Here is a 15,227-nt window from a genome sequence, read left to right as displayed (position 1 = left end):
CACAAAGACAGGCATCCGGAAATGGATGACCTTCTACAATCACCAACGCCCACACTCAGCCCTTGGCGCCAGTCCACCTGCCGTGGTCTATAGGCTGAGAAAAGACGAAACCCAACCCAATCAGCGGGTGCAAAGAGTAGCTTAACTTACGCCAGATATTGTCCAATCGAAGGGGAGTAGCTCAGCGGAACAAACCTCGCCCACGATAGCCGTTGAGATGTACGGACTCTCGGGACACTTAATGTAATTTCCCTGATTTGGGGTGGAGGAAGTTTTCATGACAAAAGAAGAACGGGACATCCAACGTAAGCTGAAGGTGCTTCAACTTTGATACGGGCGCAATCCCGCGCCCGTATCGTATTTGTCAATGCGATCTAATTGCCGGTCAGGCTGCAGCGAGCGCCTGGAAGAACGTCCCAACCTGATCAACAATCAGGTCCTTGTCATTGTCCAAAGTCGCCACGTGATAAGATTCATTCAGCCACAATAGACGTTTGTCGTCCGACGAAATCTCGGCCAGGATCAGGTCGGCATTCCGGGCTGGAACAACGTGGTCATCGCGGCTTTGAATGATCAGAGCCGGGCAGGTGATTTCCTTCATCATAGTGCTGGTCCCCATGATGAGGTTCGTGAGCTCGCCAAGGCAGGATGTGGGGACCTCGGTATAAGCAAGTTCGGTTACGGTCGGATCTTTTACGTCAGAACCAACACCCGGCAAGCGGTCCGGCATTGGGTTCAAGAACATCGCTTCGGCCATTGGCTCGTTCAACACGCCAAAGGCAGCGGAAATCGGGGCAATCCCCTGAACGATGTCCTTGTGGCGCCAGGCGAGGTTGAGTGTGATCGTGCCCCCCATGGACAGGCCGGTCACGAAAACCTTTTTTGTCCGTGATGCCAGTTCTTTCAACGCGCGGTCGGCTTCACCAATCCAGTCGGCGCAACCTGTTGTGGCCATGTCGTCAACGCTTGTGCCATGTCCCGGTAACCTTGGGCCGACGACCGTAAATCCGAACCGTTTGTTCAGCTCTTCACCCAAGTAGCGCATGCTTTGCGGGCAACCTGTAAATCCGTGAACGACAAGAACGCCGATATCGTTGCCCTCAAATGCAAAAGGCTCTGCACCTTCCAGAATATCCACCATTTCTCTTTCCTCCGCTGTAAGTGTTGTTTGGTGATTAGTGCCGTGCGCCCCGGGCAGCATAGGCAATGGCCGCAGCTGCAATAATCGCCCCCTGAGCCATCTGTTTTCCTGGTTCACCGAGCCCAAGGCTTGTCAGAAAGTTGAATGCGAACATCAGCATAAACGCCGCAACCGTCGGCCCAAGAACGCCGCCCTTGCCTGATCCAAACGTCACGCCGCCAAGTATGACCGCCGCCAAAGAATTCAGCGCGAGATCGGCCCCGATTGATAGGCTGCCGACGCCGATAAAGCTGAGCAAAAAGAGCGTACTGATAACGGCGAAAAGGCTGGACATGATGTGCCCGGTAAACATGACTTTGACATAAGGCACGCCAGAAGCGATGGCGGCACGCGGGTTGGCGCCGATCACATCGACATAGCGTCCAAAGGTTGAGAACCGCAAAAACGCAGCCATGACCGCCATTATTGCAAGCCAGCATAGTACAGCCACAGGCACCATGCCAACGCGAGCGCGACCAAAGTTTCGCAGCAAATCGGGCGCGTCAGCAGGAGAGCGATATTGCGCTAAGGCCAACACAATGCCGCCCAGCACCATCGACATTGCTAAGGTCACGATTACCGCCGACGCATTCAGCTTAGTGATGAAAAACGCGTTTACCGCACCCACAAGAACGCCAAACCCAAGGCAAAGAATAATCAGCGGGCCGACTGACAAATCAACCGCGCCGCTTGTCATCAAGAAGGCAACGACCATCGCAACCCCGCCAAAAGACAGGTCGAGGGACAAAAGGCGAATACAGACCGATTGCCCTAAAACGGCCAATCCTAAAGGCGCTGCCTGTCGAAGGATCAAGAGCAACAGGTAGGGCTGCATAAGGTTGGGGCGGATCAAGCCTGCGATGAGAACCAAAGCGAGAGCTGCGATGTAAAACCATGGCAATTTGGCCGCGATGACTTTCACTCGCGAGGGGGCGTTTGCGCGATCAATGTGTGTGCTTGGAGTTGTCATATGCCAATCGCCTTTCGACGTTGAAGGCTGATCGCTCCAACGAGAAGCAGCCCGGTCAATGCGCCGCGAAAGAACGGGGAGATGCCCAAGAGGTTCATCCCGTTTGTGATAAGACCCAGCGTGAGGCTGCCAAAAACGGCCCCCAGGACGCTTCCGGTGCCACCGGCCAATTGCACGCCGCCCAACGCGACCGCTGTAACGGAGTCGAGGCTGAATGATTGGCCCATCATCGGATCGCCTGTTGCGATGCGCCCTGTCAGATACACTCCTGCCAAAACGCCGCTAAGTGAGCAAAGAACATAGCATAGGATGCGTGGCCAAGTCGTGCGCACGCCGCTGAGTTCCACGTTGCGCGCATTGGCTCCGATGGCAAACATCCGCAGGCCAAAGCGGGTGCGGTAGATGATAAAGGACACAATGGCGACCACGATGATCGACCAGACGATTGACATCGGCAGGCCCAAAAAGGTGCCAGTGGAAAGTCTTTGGATATAGCTGGGAACCGTGCCGCCCGCACCGGTTTGAATGAGAAGCGCAAACCCTTGCAGAAAAGTCATGCTCGCCAAAGTCATAATCAATGGGTGGACGCCAGCGACGACCACGCCGAAGCCGTTGACCAAACCGACCGCCAACCCCGCGAGAACAGCCATGGAAATGGCGATTTCGGGGTCGACCGACACGACGATAACGCTTGTCAGGCTCACAACAGATCCAACGGAAATGTCGATCCCCGCCACAAGAGCCACAATCATCTGACCCAAGGTGACGATCAAAAGCGCCGTGATCTGGTTGCTAACATTCCCGAGATTCTCAAAGGAGAAAAACTTGGGCGCGACGAGTGATAATACAAGGAACATCACGATGGGCAGGCCGATGGATACAAGGCCCAGACCGCTTCTTGGATTCGTGGCAAACAATAAATTCATGCTGATTTCTTCGCTCCTGTGTTGCCCATCAGCGCATATCGCGCGACTTGCTCTTCCTTTGCGGTTGCCCCGTCCAACTCAGCAACAATCGCGCCTTCGCGGACAACAAGGATGCGGTCGCAGATCCCAAGATGCTCTGTCATTTCGCTGGAGGTGATCAGAACAGCCCCTCCATCCGCCGCGAACTTGCGCAACAAACGATAAATCTCGGCCTTTGCGCCAACGTCAACACCACGCGTCGGTTCTTCGATCAAAAGGATGTCGACACCCGAATTGATCCAACGCCCGATCATGACTTTCTGCTGGTTCCCGCCGGACAGGGCCCCGACAGGCTGATCCGCACTGCGTGCCGCCACGTTCATCGCCTTCATGAGGTTCGTTACCCCAGTGCGGTCGCGATGCGCGATGGACCAAAGCGGCTTGGACCGAAGGTTTCCAAGCGCGATATTTCGTTCAATTGAGAGGGTGAGATAAAGACCTTCGCTCTTGCGGTCTTCCGGAACAAATCCCACTCCGGCGCGAACCACGCCCGCAATTGAATGGGGAAGCGCAACTTCGCTGCCGCCTGGTCCCGCACGATGCACCACCCCGGATACAGGCGCTTCAAACCCGGCAATTGTTCTGATCAAGTCGCGTTGGCCTTGCCCTTCTAGCCCAGCCAGGCCCGCGATTTCGCCTCGGCGTAGTGCAAAGGACACCGGTGCACTTGATCCTTGCAACCAAAGTTCATCAACCCGCAACATGGCCGACGCATCCGAATGAAGGGCAGGGCGTTCTGGATAAAGTGCCCCTAATTCGCGTCCGACCATAAGCGACACAAGCGTTTCGCGGGTCAATTCGGCAGTCGCGCAGGTGCGCATGTGTTCGCCATCCTTCAGCACCGTAATCATGTCGCAGATCTGAAAAATCTCATCCATTCGATGCGAAATGTAGAAAATCAGTTTACCTTCCGCCTTTTGACGGGCGATCAGCGCCATCAACTTTTCCACGCCGGTGGCATCCAGCGCGGCTGTCGGTTCATCGTAAATCACGACTTGGGATTTCATAACAGCGCTCTTGGCGACTTCGACGAGGTGCTGTTCTCCGACGGTCAGGCCGCCGCAGAGCCGGTCAACGTCCAGATCAATGCCAATGTCGTCGAGTATGACACGCGCCTGCCGCCGCATCATCGACCCACTGATCATCCCATATTGGCGTGGTTCACGACCCAAAAACAGATTTTCCGCGATCGTCAGGTTTTCGAGAAGGGTCAACTCTTGAAACACGGTCGCAATCCCGGCCGCGCGCGCCTTGTCCGCTCCGTCGAAATGCAGCGGGACTCCGTCCATGTAAATCTCACCGGCACTTGGGGCGTGAACGCCCGCAAGCAGTTTCATGAGTGTGGATTTCCCCGCACCGTTTTCACCTGTCACAGCATGAACCGATCCCGCGCACCCGGTGAAGCTTACCCCAGACAGGGCATTGAAAGGACCGAATCTTTTTGTAACATCACGATATTCTATCACGGAGGCATCATCCCTCTCGACACACGTTGACAGAGGGCACGCCGTGCCCTCTGTCGCTGTCGTTTTAGCGTTTGAATGTGTCCATCAGGATGTCATCGGGCAACGTTGAGGGCATCCAATAGGCATCCGAGAGGTCGGCACGATAGAGGCTGTCAAAGTTGGCGCTGGTGATCGGATCGGGATCAGATTCGTAAGCCGCCGACAGTTCCTTGCCTTCAAGCAAAGCCACGGCAGCCCGTACCATTGCTGGACCAATACTCGGCGTGAAAACCGGGCCGGCACTGTCAAGCCCGGCATCTTTCCAAATCCGCAGGAACCCGTTGTTATTCTCTCCAGTCATCGGCACGAGCGGTTTTCCGATTTCCGTGAACACATCCAGACAAGCCCGTGTCATTTCAGCGCCCGAGAACCAGATACCATCTACTGGCTGACCGGATGCGACAAGGTTTTCACAGATCTGTTTGGACTTCGCGTAGTTCCAATCGCCGTAGACCTCGGCGCCGATTTCGATTTCAGAACCTTCAAGGGCCTGCATCAGTCCATCGTAACGTGTCACGTCATCAGAGCTGCCTGCGACACCGCGGAATACCCAGATCGTGCCTTTGCCTTCCAGCCGATCGACAAGGAATTCACCGCCGACTTTGCCAAAGAACTCGCCACCACCATAGAACACGACATCAGCGTCGATCGTCGTGCCTTCGGGCGTGTAAACGATAACCGGAATACCGCGGGCGCGGGCTGCTTCGATCTGTGTTTTCACAAGATCCGGGTTGATGGGCAGGATCAACAGGGCATCAATGCCGCTGGTCAATAGGTCTTCGATATCAGCGACCTGTTTGGCTGGCTGCCAGCTTGCATCCGAAAACTTTAATTCACCGATGTTTTCGGTGATGTCGGATTCGTGGTTAATTTCCTGAATCGTCTGCAAGATCCAGGTGTTGCCAACGCCCGGCCACGAAAAACCGATGGTCCAGGGGGCTTCTTTCTTGAACGTATCTGTGGCGATCACTTGATCGCCACGTGGGGACAGCAAGGAAGGATCGAGCAATTGCACGTCCTGAGCCTGACCCATCTGGGCGGTAAGAAGCGCGCCTAGTAAGGCGGCGCTGCGAACGAAGTTTCTGTTGAGCATGTCATTCCTCCAAAATCACGCTCTCCAAATCCTCCGAACGTGAACCTGATTGAAGAAAGCCGAAGAAAATACGAAAGTCAATTCCTTTCGTATTGATAAATTTCGAATGTTCGCGCAGACTAATGAACGTAAGGAAGGCGCCGATGCTGCATAATCTTAGCCCGCGACAGCAGGATATCTTGGCCATTGCCAGGAAGGAGGGGCGCGTGAATGTGGACCATCTCGCGACACACTTCGCTGTTACACCCCAGACAATACGTAAAGACTTGAATGACTTATGCGATTCGAGTCACTTGCAGCGCGTGCATGGCGGGGCCATGTTCCCCACGAGTACTGTCAATCTTGGCTACCACGCTAGACGCGAAATCTCATTCGAAGCAAAACGAAGAATTGGGGAAACCATTGCGAAAATGATTCCCGATGGTGCGTCGCTGATTATGAACATCGGCACTACGGTCGAACAAGTGGCTTTAGCGCTTCGTCAGCATCAAAACCTCTTGGTCATCACCAACAACCTGAACGTCGCGCTGATCTTGCAGGAATGTTCGGGCATAGACGTGATCGTCGCGGGCGGCATGGTGCGCAAGAGCGACGCCGGGATCGTTGGTGCATCTGCGATTGATCTGATCCAACAATTCAGGGTGGATTATGCGGTGATCGGGTCCTCAGGGATCGACGAAGACGGGACGTTGTTGGACTTTGATTACCGCGAAGTGCGAGTGGCCAAGGCGATTTTGGGTCAAGCCCGCACTCGTATACTAGCCTGCGATGCATCGAAATTCGGTCGCCGCGCCCCAGTTCAGATCGCAGATGTCACGGAAATCGATGTCGTTGTCACAGACGAACCTCCCGGCGCTGCGTTTGTCGAAATGTGCAAATCTTCCGATACCGAGCTCGTGCTGGCCGAAGTGGATGCCACTTTCTCGCCTCTTAAGGACGCCGAATGACGGTTATGTCTCAATTCTCTTTGGAAGAAACGATCCCACACTATGACGTGCTGGTCATTGGGGGAGGGGCAAATGGTGCTGGTATCGCCCGAGATGCGGCTGGGCGTGGGTATTCCGTGATACTCTGTGAAAAGGGCGACTTCGGCGCTGGCACGTCATCAGCTTCGACCAAGCTGTTTCACGGCGGGTTGCGCTATCTCGAATATCTGGAAATCCGTCTCGTGCGAGAGGCGCTGATGGAACGCGAGGTGCTGCTACGCGCCATGCCGCATATCGCTTGGCCGATGCGATTTGTCCTACCTTATCACGCAGACATGCGGTTTGACGGCACGACGCCTGTATCGCGCGTCCTGTCAGTTCTAATGCCATGGCAGCGGGGGCGCCGGCCCGCGTGGCTGATCCGGCTTGGACTCTTTTTGTATGACACGCTGGGAAAACGCCAGCTTCTGCCGCCCACGCGCAGTGTGGATCTGACTCAGGATGTGGCGGGTGTCCCGCTCAAAGCCAAGTATCGCAAGGCGTTTGAGTATTCCGATTGCTGGGTGGATGATGCCCGATTAGTGATCCTGAACCTACGCGATGCTCTGGCCAAGGGCGCCGATATCAACGGTCATACCGCTGTATCGCAGGCCCGTTTTGACGGCACCAAGTGGGTTGTGGAAACGCGGTCCGACGATGGCAGCCAAAAGTCCTTCACTGCCGCATTGATCGTGAACAGTGCCGGTCCTTGGGTCGACGAGGTTCTAAAGACTGTCTTCGGCCAAAACGATGCCCGCAACATCCGGCTGGTCCGGGGCAGTCATATCGTTGTGCCGCGCAAGTTTGATCATGATCGCACATATTTCTTTCAGAATACGGACGGCCGCATCATTTTCGCGATCCCCTATGAAACTGATTACACGCTGATTGGCACAACGGACATGGACCATGATGACATTCATGTGCAACCAGAGATCACGCATCAGGAACTGACATATTTATGCGATATGGCCAGTCAGTATTTTCGGCAACCTGTAACGCCTGAGGACGTCGTTTGGACTTATTCTGGGGTGCGCCCCCTTTATGACGATGGTGCGTCGGCGGCGCGAGAGGCGACGCGAGATTATGTCGTCCGCCCTGATACGTCGCAAGGTATGGGTCCGCTACTCAACATATTCGGTGGCAAGCTGACGACCTATCGCCGCTTGGCCGAGGCTGTCATGACACAGGTTGAGTCCCTGTTGGGCCGCAAGGGAGCCCCTTGGACACATGCCGCTCCGCTGCCTGGCGGTGATTTCTCGCTATCTCGTGTGCGCGATATGATCGACGCGGTTCAACGTGACTTTCCAGTGCTTGACGCTTACACCGCCCAACGTCTCGTCCGCGCCTATGGCACCGAGGTTCGCAATGTTCTTGGCGTGCCGACTGGCTTGAATGGGTGGGGTGAGCATTTTGGTGCGGGGCTCTACGAGGCCGAAGTGCGCCATCTTATTAAGGATGAATGGGCCACGTCTGCGGACGACATTCTCTATCGCCGGACCAAACTGGGCCTTCGGATGACGAAGATTGAAAGGTCGCGACTCGCCGATTTCGTCGCGCAGCTATGTTCAGGCGATGCCCTGCAGAACCAGATCCGTCAAGCAAACTCGTGATCGCACTAGACCAAGAAAAATGGACGTAGATCTATGCCGGACCATATCCTTGCCATTGACCAAGGCACCACATCATCGCGTGCGATCTTGTTTGATGCGACCCAAAACATCGTAGCCATTGCGCAGCATGAGTTTCCGCAGCATTTTCCCGCGTCGGGTTGGGTGGAACACGACAGCAACGACATCTGGACAAGCGTTCTTACAGTTATGCGCGACTGTCTGGCAAAAGCTGAGATCGACGCCAGCCGCATTGCCGGGATCGGCATCGCCAATCAACGTGAAACCGTCGTGATATGGGATCGTGATACAGGTGAGCCGGTGTATCCAGCTATTGTCTGGCAGGATCGGCGGACTGCCGAAACCTGCGCCAATTTGCGAGCAGACGGGGCCGAGCGACATGTGACGCAGACAACGGGGCTTTTGTTGGACCCCTATTTTTCTGCCACAAAAATCGCCTGGCTCTTGGACAACGTGGCCGGGTTGCGTGCCAGAGCCGTGGCAGGCCGCATTGCCTTTGGCACAATAGATAGTTTTCTGATCTGGCGATTGACCGGCGGTAGACAGCACTTGACTGACGCGACAAATGCCGCGCGCACGATGCTTTTCAATATCGAAGCCAACGACTGGGACGATACTCTGTTGCATCTCTTTAACGTGCCGCGTCAGATTTTGCCGCAGGTACGCGATTGCGACGGCGATTTTGGCCAAGTGCAAAGACAGTGGTTAGGGGCAGAAATCCCCATCCTTGGGGTGGCCGGAGATCAACAGGCGGCAATGATCGGCAATGCCTGTTTTGAACCGGGCATGATGAAATCTACTTATGGCACCGGGTGCTTTGCCTTGCTCAACACCGGCACTGAACGCGTGATGTCCCGCAACCGAATGCTCTCAACTATTGGTGTCGCGTAGCCCTTAATTGGGCTCTGCCTCACTTTGTGTGGCGGAACTATCCTGAAACTGGAAAATTCAGGAGGTATAGTTGTGAGTTCGAAGAAGCACTGGTCGCCCGGGAGCGATGTTGCCGTTCAAAGCGTTGAGCGAAGTGAAAGAGGCGGGTGGATTGTATCTGGCGTCTTGGCTCCCAACGGCATTTGCCCAGACTGTGGATTGCATTCACGCCGACGTCACGGCTGGCGGCGTCGGCGGCTGCAGGATTATCCCGCGCATGGAGACGAGGTAACGGTTGATCTCGCAATTTGCCGTTGGCGATGTCAGGCACCCGCTTGCCCACGCCGGACATTCTCAGACCAAATCGCCTCGATTGCGCGTCCATTTGCACGTCGTACTTCGCGTGTCGGGGAGATTGTCACCCATCTTGGGCATGCGACCGGCGGACGGCCAGCCGAGCGGTTGTTGCATCGTTTGGGCCTTGGAGTCAGCGATGACACGGTGCTTAGGCAGCTGAAGAACCGTGCCCAAGACAGTGGCGAGTCGCCGACAGTCATCGGGATCGACGACTGGAGTTGGCGGAAATCGCAAACCTACGGCACGATCATTGTGGATCTGGAGCGTCGCGTGGTGATCGACATTCTTGAGGATCGAGATGTCGTCAGCTGCACCAACTGGCTGAAGCGACACCCCGAGGTGGAAGTGATCAGCAGAGATCGCTGCGGTCTCTACGCCCAGGCAGCACGGCAAGGGGCACCGCAGGCGAAGCAGGTCGCTGACCGGTTCCATATCGTACAAAACCTGCGGCAGGCCATCGAGGAGCAAATGAACCTTCACGGCCGTGCGACCGGCAGGGCGCTGCTGTCCGACGCCGACAACATCACCGCAGCCGGCAGCCTTCTGAAGTCACGCCTGGCGCATAGGACGTCTCGGGAAGAGATTTTCGCCACCATTCATGCGCTCCGAAATCAGGGGCTTTCATGCAGCGAGATCGGGCGGCGAACAGGGTTCCCGCGTCGCAGCATCGCGAAATGGCTGCAGTTCGAGACACCACCGGACCGCAGGCGGGCCGCTTTGAAGCCGACATCGCCGTGGTACTTTGAAGAGTTCCTGAGCCAAAGCTGGAAGGAGGGCATTCGAACTGGCAGCGCCCTGTTCCGTCTGATCCGAGAGCGCGGTTACGAGGGGAGTCAGTCGCATTTGCAGCGTCTGTTGGCGGGCTGGCGAAAAGCAGAACAGCAAGGGAGCGACTCCAAGGTAGAGCACGAAATCCTTAAGCCAGTCCGGGACCCGGAAACGGGGCACGCGATTTCCCCGGTCATCGCAGCCGCGCTGTGCATCAAACCCCGCGGAAAGCTCACCCCGGATCAAGCGCGGAAAGTCGACGCGCTCAAGGCCGGTTCTCCCGCCTTCGCAACGATGCGAAGTCTCGCCATGCGGTTCAACGGCATCCTGCGCAGCCGCCAAGCAGACCCGCTCCCAGCATGGATCGACAACGCGATCGAAACCGATCTGGCGCCCATCGTGCGCTTTGCCCGCACATTGAACCGGGACTTCGATGCAGTCAAAAACGCCATCGAGATGCCATGGAGCAACGGCCAAGCAGAAGGTCAGATCAATCGCCTGAAGACGCTCAAACGCGCCATGTACGGTCGAGCCGGTCCAGAATTGTTGCGGGCGAGAATGCTACCGTTCCGCCACACAGATTGAGGCAGAGCCGATTTAAGGGTAAAGCGACAACGGGGCAGGGGCGGTATCGGATGTGGAGGGTCGCAACTTAAGCCGTGCTCTTTGTCGGGGGGCCGACAGTTTATGTTAGAGCCAACGCTTCTGTCCGCCAAACTTGCAGAGAATTCGCGGATCTAGCCCAGTTTGACGAATGTTGCTCGAAGCACGAATGTCCGCACAGATGAAAACGAACCGCCCGTGTCCAGTCTTCGTCTCTGGCTGCGATTTATAAATGCGTGGCCCAGCGAGGATGGCTCTCGTCAATGATCAAGGCATGGCTGTGCCTGCGATGTCCCCTTAGGTGGGGATGGTCGAGTGGCAAATTATCGTGGGTGTGCTCAAGCTCAACGGGATCGCCGGACGGCCAGAGTTTCAGCGCTGCGAGCATTCCGAAGGCGGCGATGAGGGCCAGTCCGATCAGTGCGGGAACGACACCATAGACCGTCAGCAGCCATCCCGACAGCGGATAGGTCACAAGCCAGCAGGCGTGGGACAGCGCGAATTGCGCTGCAAAGAGTGCCGGGCGGTCCCCGGCGTGGGCGGAACGGCGCAGCAACCGGCTCGAGGGGGTGAGAACGGTGGAATACCCCAACCCCACCAGCAGCCAGGCTGTCAGGAGGATGGACCAGCCAAGGCCTGCTCCAAGGACCGTCAATGCCAGACCGACCAGAGTAGCCACCATCAGCACGGCTCCGCCGAACATCACGGGCCGGTCCGGCAACACATCGAGAACACGCGGCAGGACCAGCGCGGCGATCATCGACCCTGCGCCGAAGGCGAACATCGTCCAGGCCAGAGCACTTTCCGAAAGGCCGAGCGAGCCGCGCACAAGAACGACGGTATTGACCAGCACCATCGCACCTGCCGCCGCCGCCGCGAGGTTCAATGCCAAGAGCCCGCGCAAGCGGGGCGTGGCCAGATAGATGCGGATGCCGCGCGTAGTGCGGTCATAGACACCACGCGGCTCGGATGGGCGGGGACTCGGCAGCACGACCGAAACAACCAGAAGGGCTGATGCGGCGAAACCGACAACCGTTCCGAAGAACAGCGTGTTGTAGGACATCACCGCGAGCAGAAGCGCCGCCAGCGTCGGACTGACGATGTTTTCCAGATCGTACGCCAGCCGCGACAGCGACAGCGCGCGGGTATAGCGCGCCTCTTCCGGCAGAACGTCCGGGATCGTTGCCTGAAAGGTCGGCGTGAAGGCGGCGGAAGCCGATTGAAGAAGGAAGATCAGGACATAGACCTGCCAGACCTCGGTCACGAAGGGAAGTGCGAGGGCGACACCGGCACGCACCAGATCGAGCGTCACCAGAAGCGCCCGGCGCGGCACGCGGTCTGCGAAAGCCCCTGCAATGGGCGCGATGCCCACATATGCAACCATCTTGATGGTGAAGACTGTGCCGAGGACCAGTGCCGCCGCGTCGCCCGAAAGATCAAATGCGAGCAGGCCGAGTGCGACTGTGGCGAGTCCGGTACCCAGAAGGGCTACGACCTGCGCCAGAAACAGGTGCCGATAAGTGCGGTCGGAGAGAATATCGAGCATGGTCGGCCTCAGAGATATCGGGCGATCGCCCGCAACTCGGCGCGATCAGTTTCGGAACTTTCAACGTCAATACAATGGTCCATGTGATCATGGATCAGCGCACGCTTGGCGTTCGTCACGGCCTTTTCGACCGCTTGCATCTGCTGAGCAATCTCCAGACAGGGTTTGCCCGCCTCGATCATTTCGATCACGGCGCGCAAATGGCCGTCAGCGCGTTTCAGCCGGGCGACAAGGGCGGGATGGGTTGCATGGACTGGATGTTTTGTCATAAAGTAGTTCTATCCCCCCCGGGAGGATAGAACAAGATCGTGCCACGACGCACCACGCTAGAGACGAGCAGACGGGCAGAACCTATGGAAACCTTGAGGACAGTTGTAAACGCCGCGTTTGCGACACTCTTATGTTTGGCCGTACTCCTCTGGTCTGTGGTGCCCGCAACCTCGCACGCGCCCTCAGTCTTCAGCGTCCTCCAAGAGCACGCAGAAATGATTGCTGAGCACGGTCATTCGCATGGACTGGAAGAAGACCTTGCCTGGGCCATGCATGGACACAACCATGACAGCGTCGATCACGATCACAGTCAGGCGGTCGTGCCTGGCCCCGACCGATCGCTGCACCCGCTCGATATTTACAGAGCCGCATGGCCTTTGAGTTCGGCCACGTCGAACACCTTACAGACATACCAAATCGAACGACCTCCGCGCGTCTGATCGACTGCGTGCCAACAGCGCGCTGCATTCGATCATCAACACATATGCGGAGTCAAATCCATGAACACAGTCCACCGTGGCTGGACCGATCCCGGCATACGCCGGATCGTGATCCTGTCCTTAATAACGCTGTCGGCACTCGTTCTGAGTGCAAGCCACGCGTTTGCCCACAATGTCACCGAAGGTGACGCGGGCTACATCCAAGAAATCTGGGGGATCAACATCATTCCCTTCATGTATCTCGGCGCCAAACACATGGTGACGGGATACGACCACATCCTGTTCCTGCTCGGCGTCGTCTTCTTCCTCTACAAGATGAAGGATGTCGGCATCTATGTCAGCCTCTTCGCCCTGGGGCACTCGACCACGATGCTGGCCGGTGTCTGGTTCGGCTGGGGCATCAACGCCTACATCATCGACGCGATCATCGGCCTTTCGGTCGTCTACAAGGCGCTCGACAATCTCGGGGCGTATCAGCGCTGGTTCGGGTTCCAGCCGAACACCAAGGCCGCAACGTTGATCTTCGGCTTTTTCCACGGCACGGGCCTGGCCACGAAAATCCTAGACTATGAAATCGCTTCGGACGGGCTGCTGGCCAATCTTCTGGCGTTCAACGTGGGCGTCGAGCTTGGCCAGATCATGGCGCTTGCCGTGATCCTCATCGTCATGGGATTCTGGCGGAAATCCCCAAACTTCTTCCGCCAAGCCTACACCGCCAACGTCGTCATGATGTCCATGGGATTCATCCTCATGGGCCTGCAAATCACCGGCTACTTCGTAGCCACCTGAGAATTTAGGAGACCAAGATGTTTAACGCAAAAAAACCGAGCCTTGATGAGCTTCCCAGCTCCGCGCAGCTTATCCGTTCCACTGCCATTGCGGCGGCCAGCGCCGTTGCGATCCTTGTGACCGTCGTGCTGCCTGCCGAATACAACATCGACCCGACCGGGATCGGCGGGGTTCTCGGGCTGAGCGAGATGGGTGAGATCAAAGCCCAGCTTGCGGAGGAGGCCGAAGCCGACAGGCTGTTGGAGATCGAAGCCGAAGAGCAGTCGAGCCTTATGAACGATATCTTCGGACTTTTTGTCGGCGCGGCACATGCACAGGAGGCCGAAATCTGGCGTGACGAAACCACCTTTACGCTTGCACCCGGCGACAGTGCCGAGTGGAAGCTGGTCATGGAAGAGGGCCAGACGGTGGAATACCGAATGCTGGTCGATGGCGGTCGGGTGAATTTCGACATGCACGGCCACGGCGGCGGTCAGTCGGTGACCTATGAAAAGGGCCGCGGTTCGACGGGCGACGAGGGCGAGATCATCGCGGCATTTGACGGCGAACACGGATGGTTCTGGCGGAATCGGGACAGCCAGCCCGCAACCGTGACTGTCCAGGTGCGCGGCGAATACACCGAATTCAAAGACGCAAGTTGACACAAGGGCTGCCACCCGCATGAAAAGATGCGGGTGGCAGCCTGGCTCCGAAAAAGACCTTGGATGAGTCCGCAGTCTCGCCTCAGATTTTCCCCTGAAACCAACTTCGGGCATCTTTCGGCCAATCAGTGAGTACCCGCGTGGCAATGTCACGCCTATGTTACGGGATACTTCTTGACCTCCCCCTACTGGAAGCTTGCATAAGGATCGCATGATCTGCGTTTTCCGCCTCATTTTGATTCTTGCATTGAGCTTCGGTGCCGTGGTTGCGCCGGATGTATCGGCAGTGAATGCGGCTGAGGCAGCAATGGCTCAGATGGTGGGCGCCGAAAGCGGGGACGACCATTGCGGCGGATGCGATCCGATCGGATTTGCTGACGGGATATCCTGCGAGGGTGGGTGTACAGTCCCTTGTGGCGCGGGAAGTACGGCCGGTATCGTAGCTCGTACGTCAGCGATGACGCTTGAGATGGCCTTCGGCGTTGTCATCCCGGTCGCGGGACCTGTGATCCCGATTGGCGCGGTTCCCTCCCTTGATCCATTTCCTCCCAAGCTGCCTGTCTGAACCTGATAACGGCCTCGCTTGTTGCGGGGCCTGACCGTTGCCTTGGCCGAAGCTGGCTGAGTGCGACCC

General features: G+C 57.0%; 13 protein-coding genes and 1 pseudogene. 7 read left to right on the top strand and 7 right to left on the bottom strand.

The annotated features are described in order from the left end of the window. The first annotated feature begins 13 nt into the window (after positions 1-13). Positions 14-145 carry an integrase core domain-containing protein gene (locus JZI28_RS23690; protein ID WP_375700453.1) on the top strand — a complete coding sequence of 44 codons (132 nt, stop codon included), beginning with the start codon at positions 14-16 and terminating at the stop codon, positions 143-145. Positions 146-385: 240 nt separating this feature from the next. Here JZI28_RS23690 and JZI28_RS23685 read toward each other — a convergent pair whose 3' ends face one another. The 5 genes from JZI28_RS23685 to JZI28_RS23665 form a co-directional block, all read right to left on the bottom strand. Beyond that, positions 386-1,141 carry an alpha/beta hydrolase gene (locus JZI28_RS23685; protein WP_375700397.1) on the bottom strand — a complete coding sequence of 252 codons (756 nt, stop codon included), beginning with the start codon at positions 1,139-1,141 and terminating at the stop codon, positions 386-388. Between the two features lie 34 nt (positions 1,142-1,175). After that, entirely contained in the window at positions 1,176-2,015 is an 840-nt protein-coding gene (locus JZI28_RS23680) for an ABC transporter permease (protein WP_375700452.1), read from the bottom strand. Positions 2,016-2,146: 131 nt separating this feature from the next. Then, on the bottom strand, positions 2,147-3,076 hold the full coding sequence (locus JZI28_RS23675; protein WP_375700396.1) for an ABC transporter permease: 930 nt from the start codon (positions 3,074-3,076) through the stop codon (positions 2,147-2,149). After that, entirely contained in the window at positions 3,073-4,581 is a 1,509-nt protein-coding gene (locus JZI28_RS23670) for a sugar ABC transporter ATP-binding protein (RefSeq protein WP_375700395.1), read from the bottom strand. The genes JZI28_RS23675 and JZI28_RS23670 overlap by 4 nt, the downstream gene beginning before the upstream one ends. Positions 4,582-4,645: 64 nt before the next feature. Further along, on the bottom strand, positions 4,646-5,713 hold the full coding sequence (locus JZI28_RS23665; protein ID WP_375700394.1) for an ABC transporter substrate-binding protein: 1,068 nt from the start codon (positions 5,711-5,713) through the stop codon (positions 4,646-4,648). A 143-nt stretch (positions 5,714-5,856) separates the two neighbouring features. Here JZI28_RS23665 and JZI28_RS23660 point away from each other — a divergent pair, with 143 nt between their 5' ends. From JZI28_RS23660 to JZI28_RS23645, 4 genes and pseudogenes are all read left to right on the top strand, one after another. Then, the gene (locus JZI28_RS23660) at positions 5,857-6,660 is read left to right on the top strand and encodes a DeoR/GlpR family DNA-binding transcription regulator (RefSeq protein WP_375700393.1); all 804 of its coding nucleotides are present in this window, start codon (positions 5,857-5,859) and stop codon (positions 6,658-6,660) included. Next, the gene (glpD, locus tag JZI28_RS23655) at positions 6,657-8,291 is read left to right on the top strand and encodes a glycerol-3-phosphate dehydrogenase (RefSeq protein WP_375700392.1); all 1,635 of its coding nucleotides are present in this window, start codon (positions 6,657-6,659) and stop codon (positions 8,289-8,291) included. Before JZI28_RS23660 ends, glpD begins: the two co-directional genes overlap by 4 nt. 33 nt (positions 8,292-8,324) lie before the next feature. Continuing rightward, positions 8,325-9,188, top strand: a pseudogene (locus JZI28_RS23650) (FGGY family carbohydrate kinase); the annotation flags it as partial. Between the two features lie 162 nt (positions 9,189-9,350). Next, positions 9,351-10,889 carry an ISL3 family transposase gene (locus JZI28_RS23645; RefSeq protein ID WP_081710569.1) on the top strand — a complete coding sequence of 513 codons (1,539 nt, stop codon included), beginning with the start codon at positions 9,351-9,353 and terminating at the stop codon, positions 10,887-10,889. A gap of 244 nt (positions 10,890-11,133) precedes the next feature. Here JZI28_RS23645 and JZI28_RS23640 read toward each other — a convergent pair whose 3' ends face one another. After that, positions 11,134-12,453: an MFS transporter gene (locus JZI28_RS23640; protein ID WP_375700391.1), complete on the bottom strand. Its 1,320-nt coding sequence runs from the start codon at positions 12,451-12,453 to the stop codon at positions 11,134-11,136. An 8-nt stretch (positions 12,454-12,461) separates the two neighbouring features. Next, entirely contained in the window at positions 12,462-12,722 is a 261-nt protein-coding gene (locus JZI28_RS23635; protein ID WP_007120627.1) for a metal-sensing transcriptional repressor, read from the bottom strand. A gap of 501 nt (positions 12,723-13,223) precedes the next feature. Here JZI28_RS23635 and JZI28_RS23630 point away from each other — a divergent pair. Both JZI28_RS23630 and JZI28_RS23625 read left to right on the top strand, forming a co-directional pair. Beyond that, on the top strand, positions 13,224-13,952 hold the full coding sequence (locus tag JZI28_RS23630) for a HupE/UreJ family protein (RefSeq protein ID WP_375700390.1): 729 nt from the start codon (positions 13,224-13,226) through the stop codon (positions 13,950-13,952). Between the two features lie 17 nt (positions 13,953-13,969). Continuing rightward, positions 13,970-14,593 carry a transmembrane anchor protein gene (locus JZI28_RS23625; protein ID WP_375700389.1) on the top strand — a complete coding sequence of 208 codons (624 nt, stop codon included), beginning with the start codon at positions 13,970-13,972 and terminating at the stop codon, positions 14,591-14,593. Positions 14,594-15,227 lie beyond the last annotated feature (634 nt).

Source organism: Pseudophaeobacter sp. TrK17 (assembly GCF_042192375.1).
Taxonomy (GTDB): domain Bacteria; phylum Pseudomonadota; class Alphaproteobacteria; order Rhodobacterales; family Rhodobacteraceae; genus Pseudophaeobacter.
The sequence above is the reverse complement of the archived record's forward strand: the minus strand, read 5'-3'. Positions and strand labels throughout refer to the sequence as shown.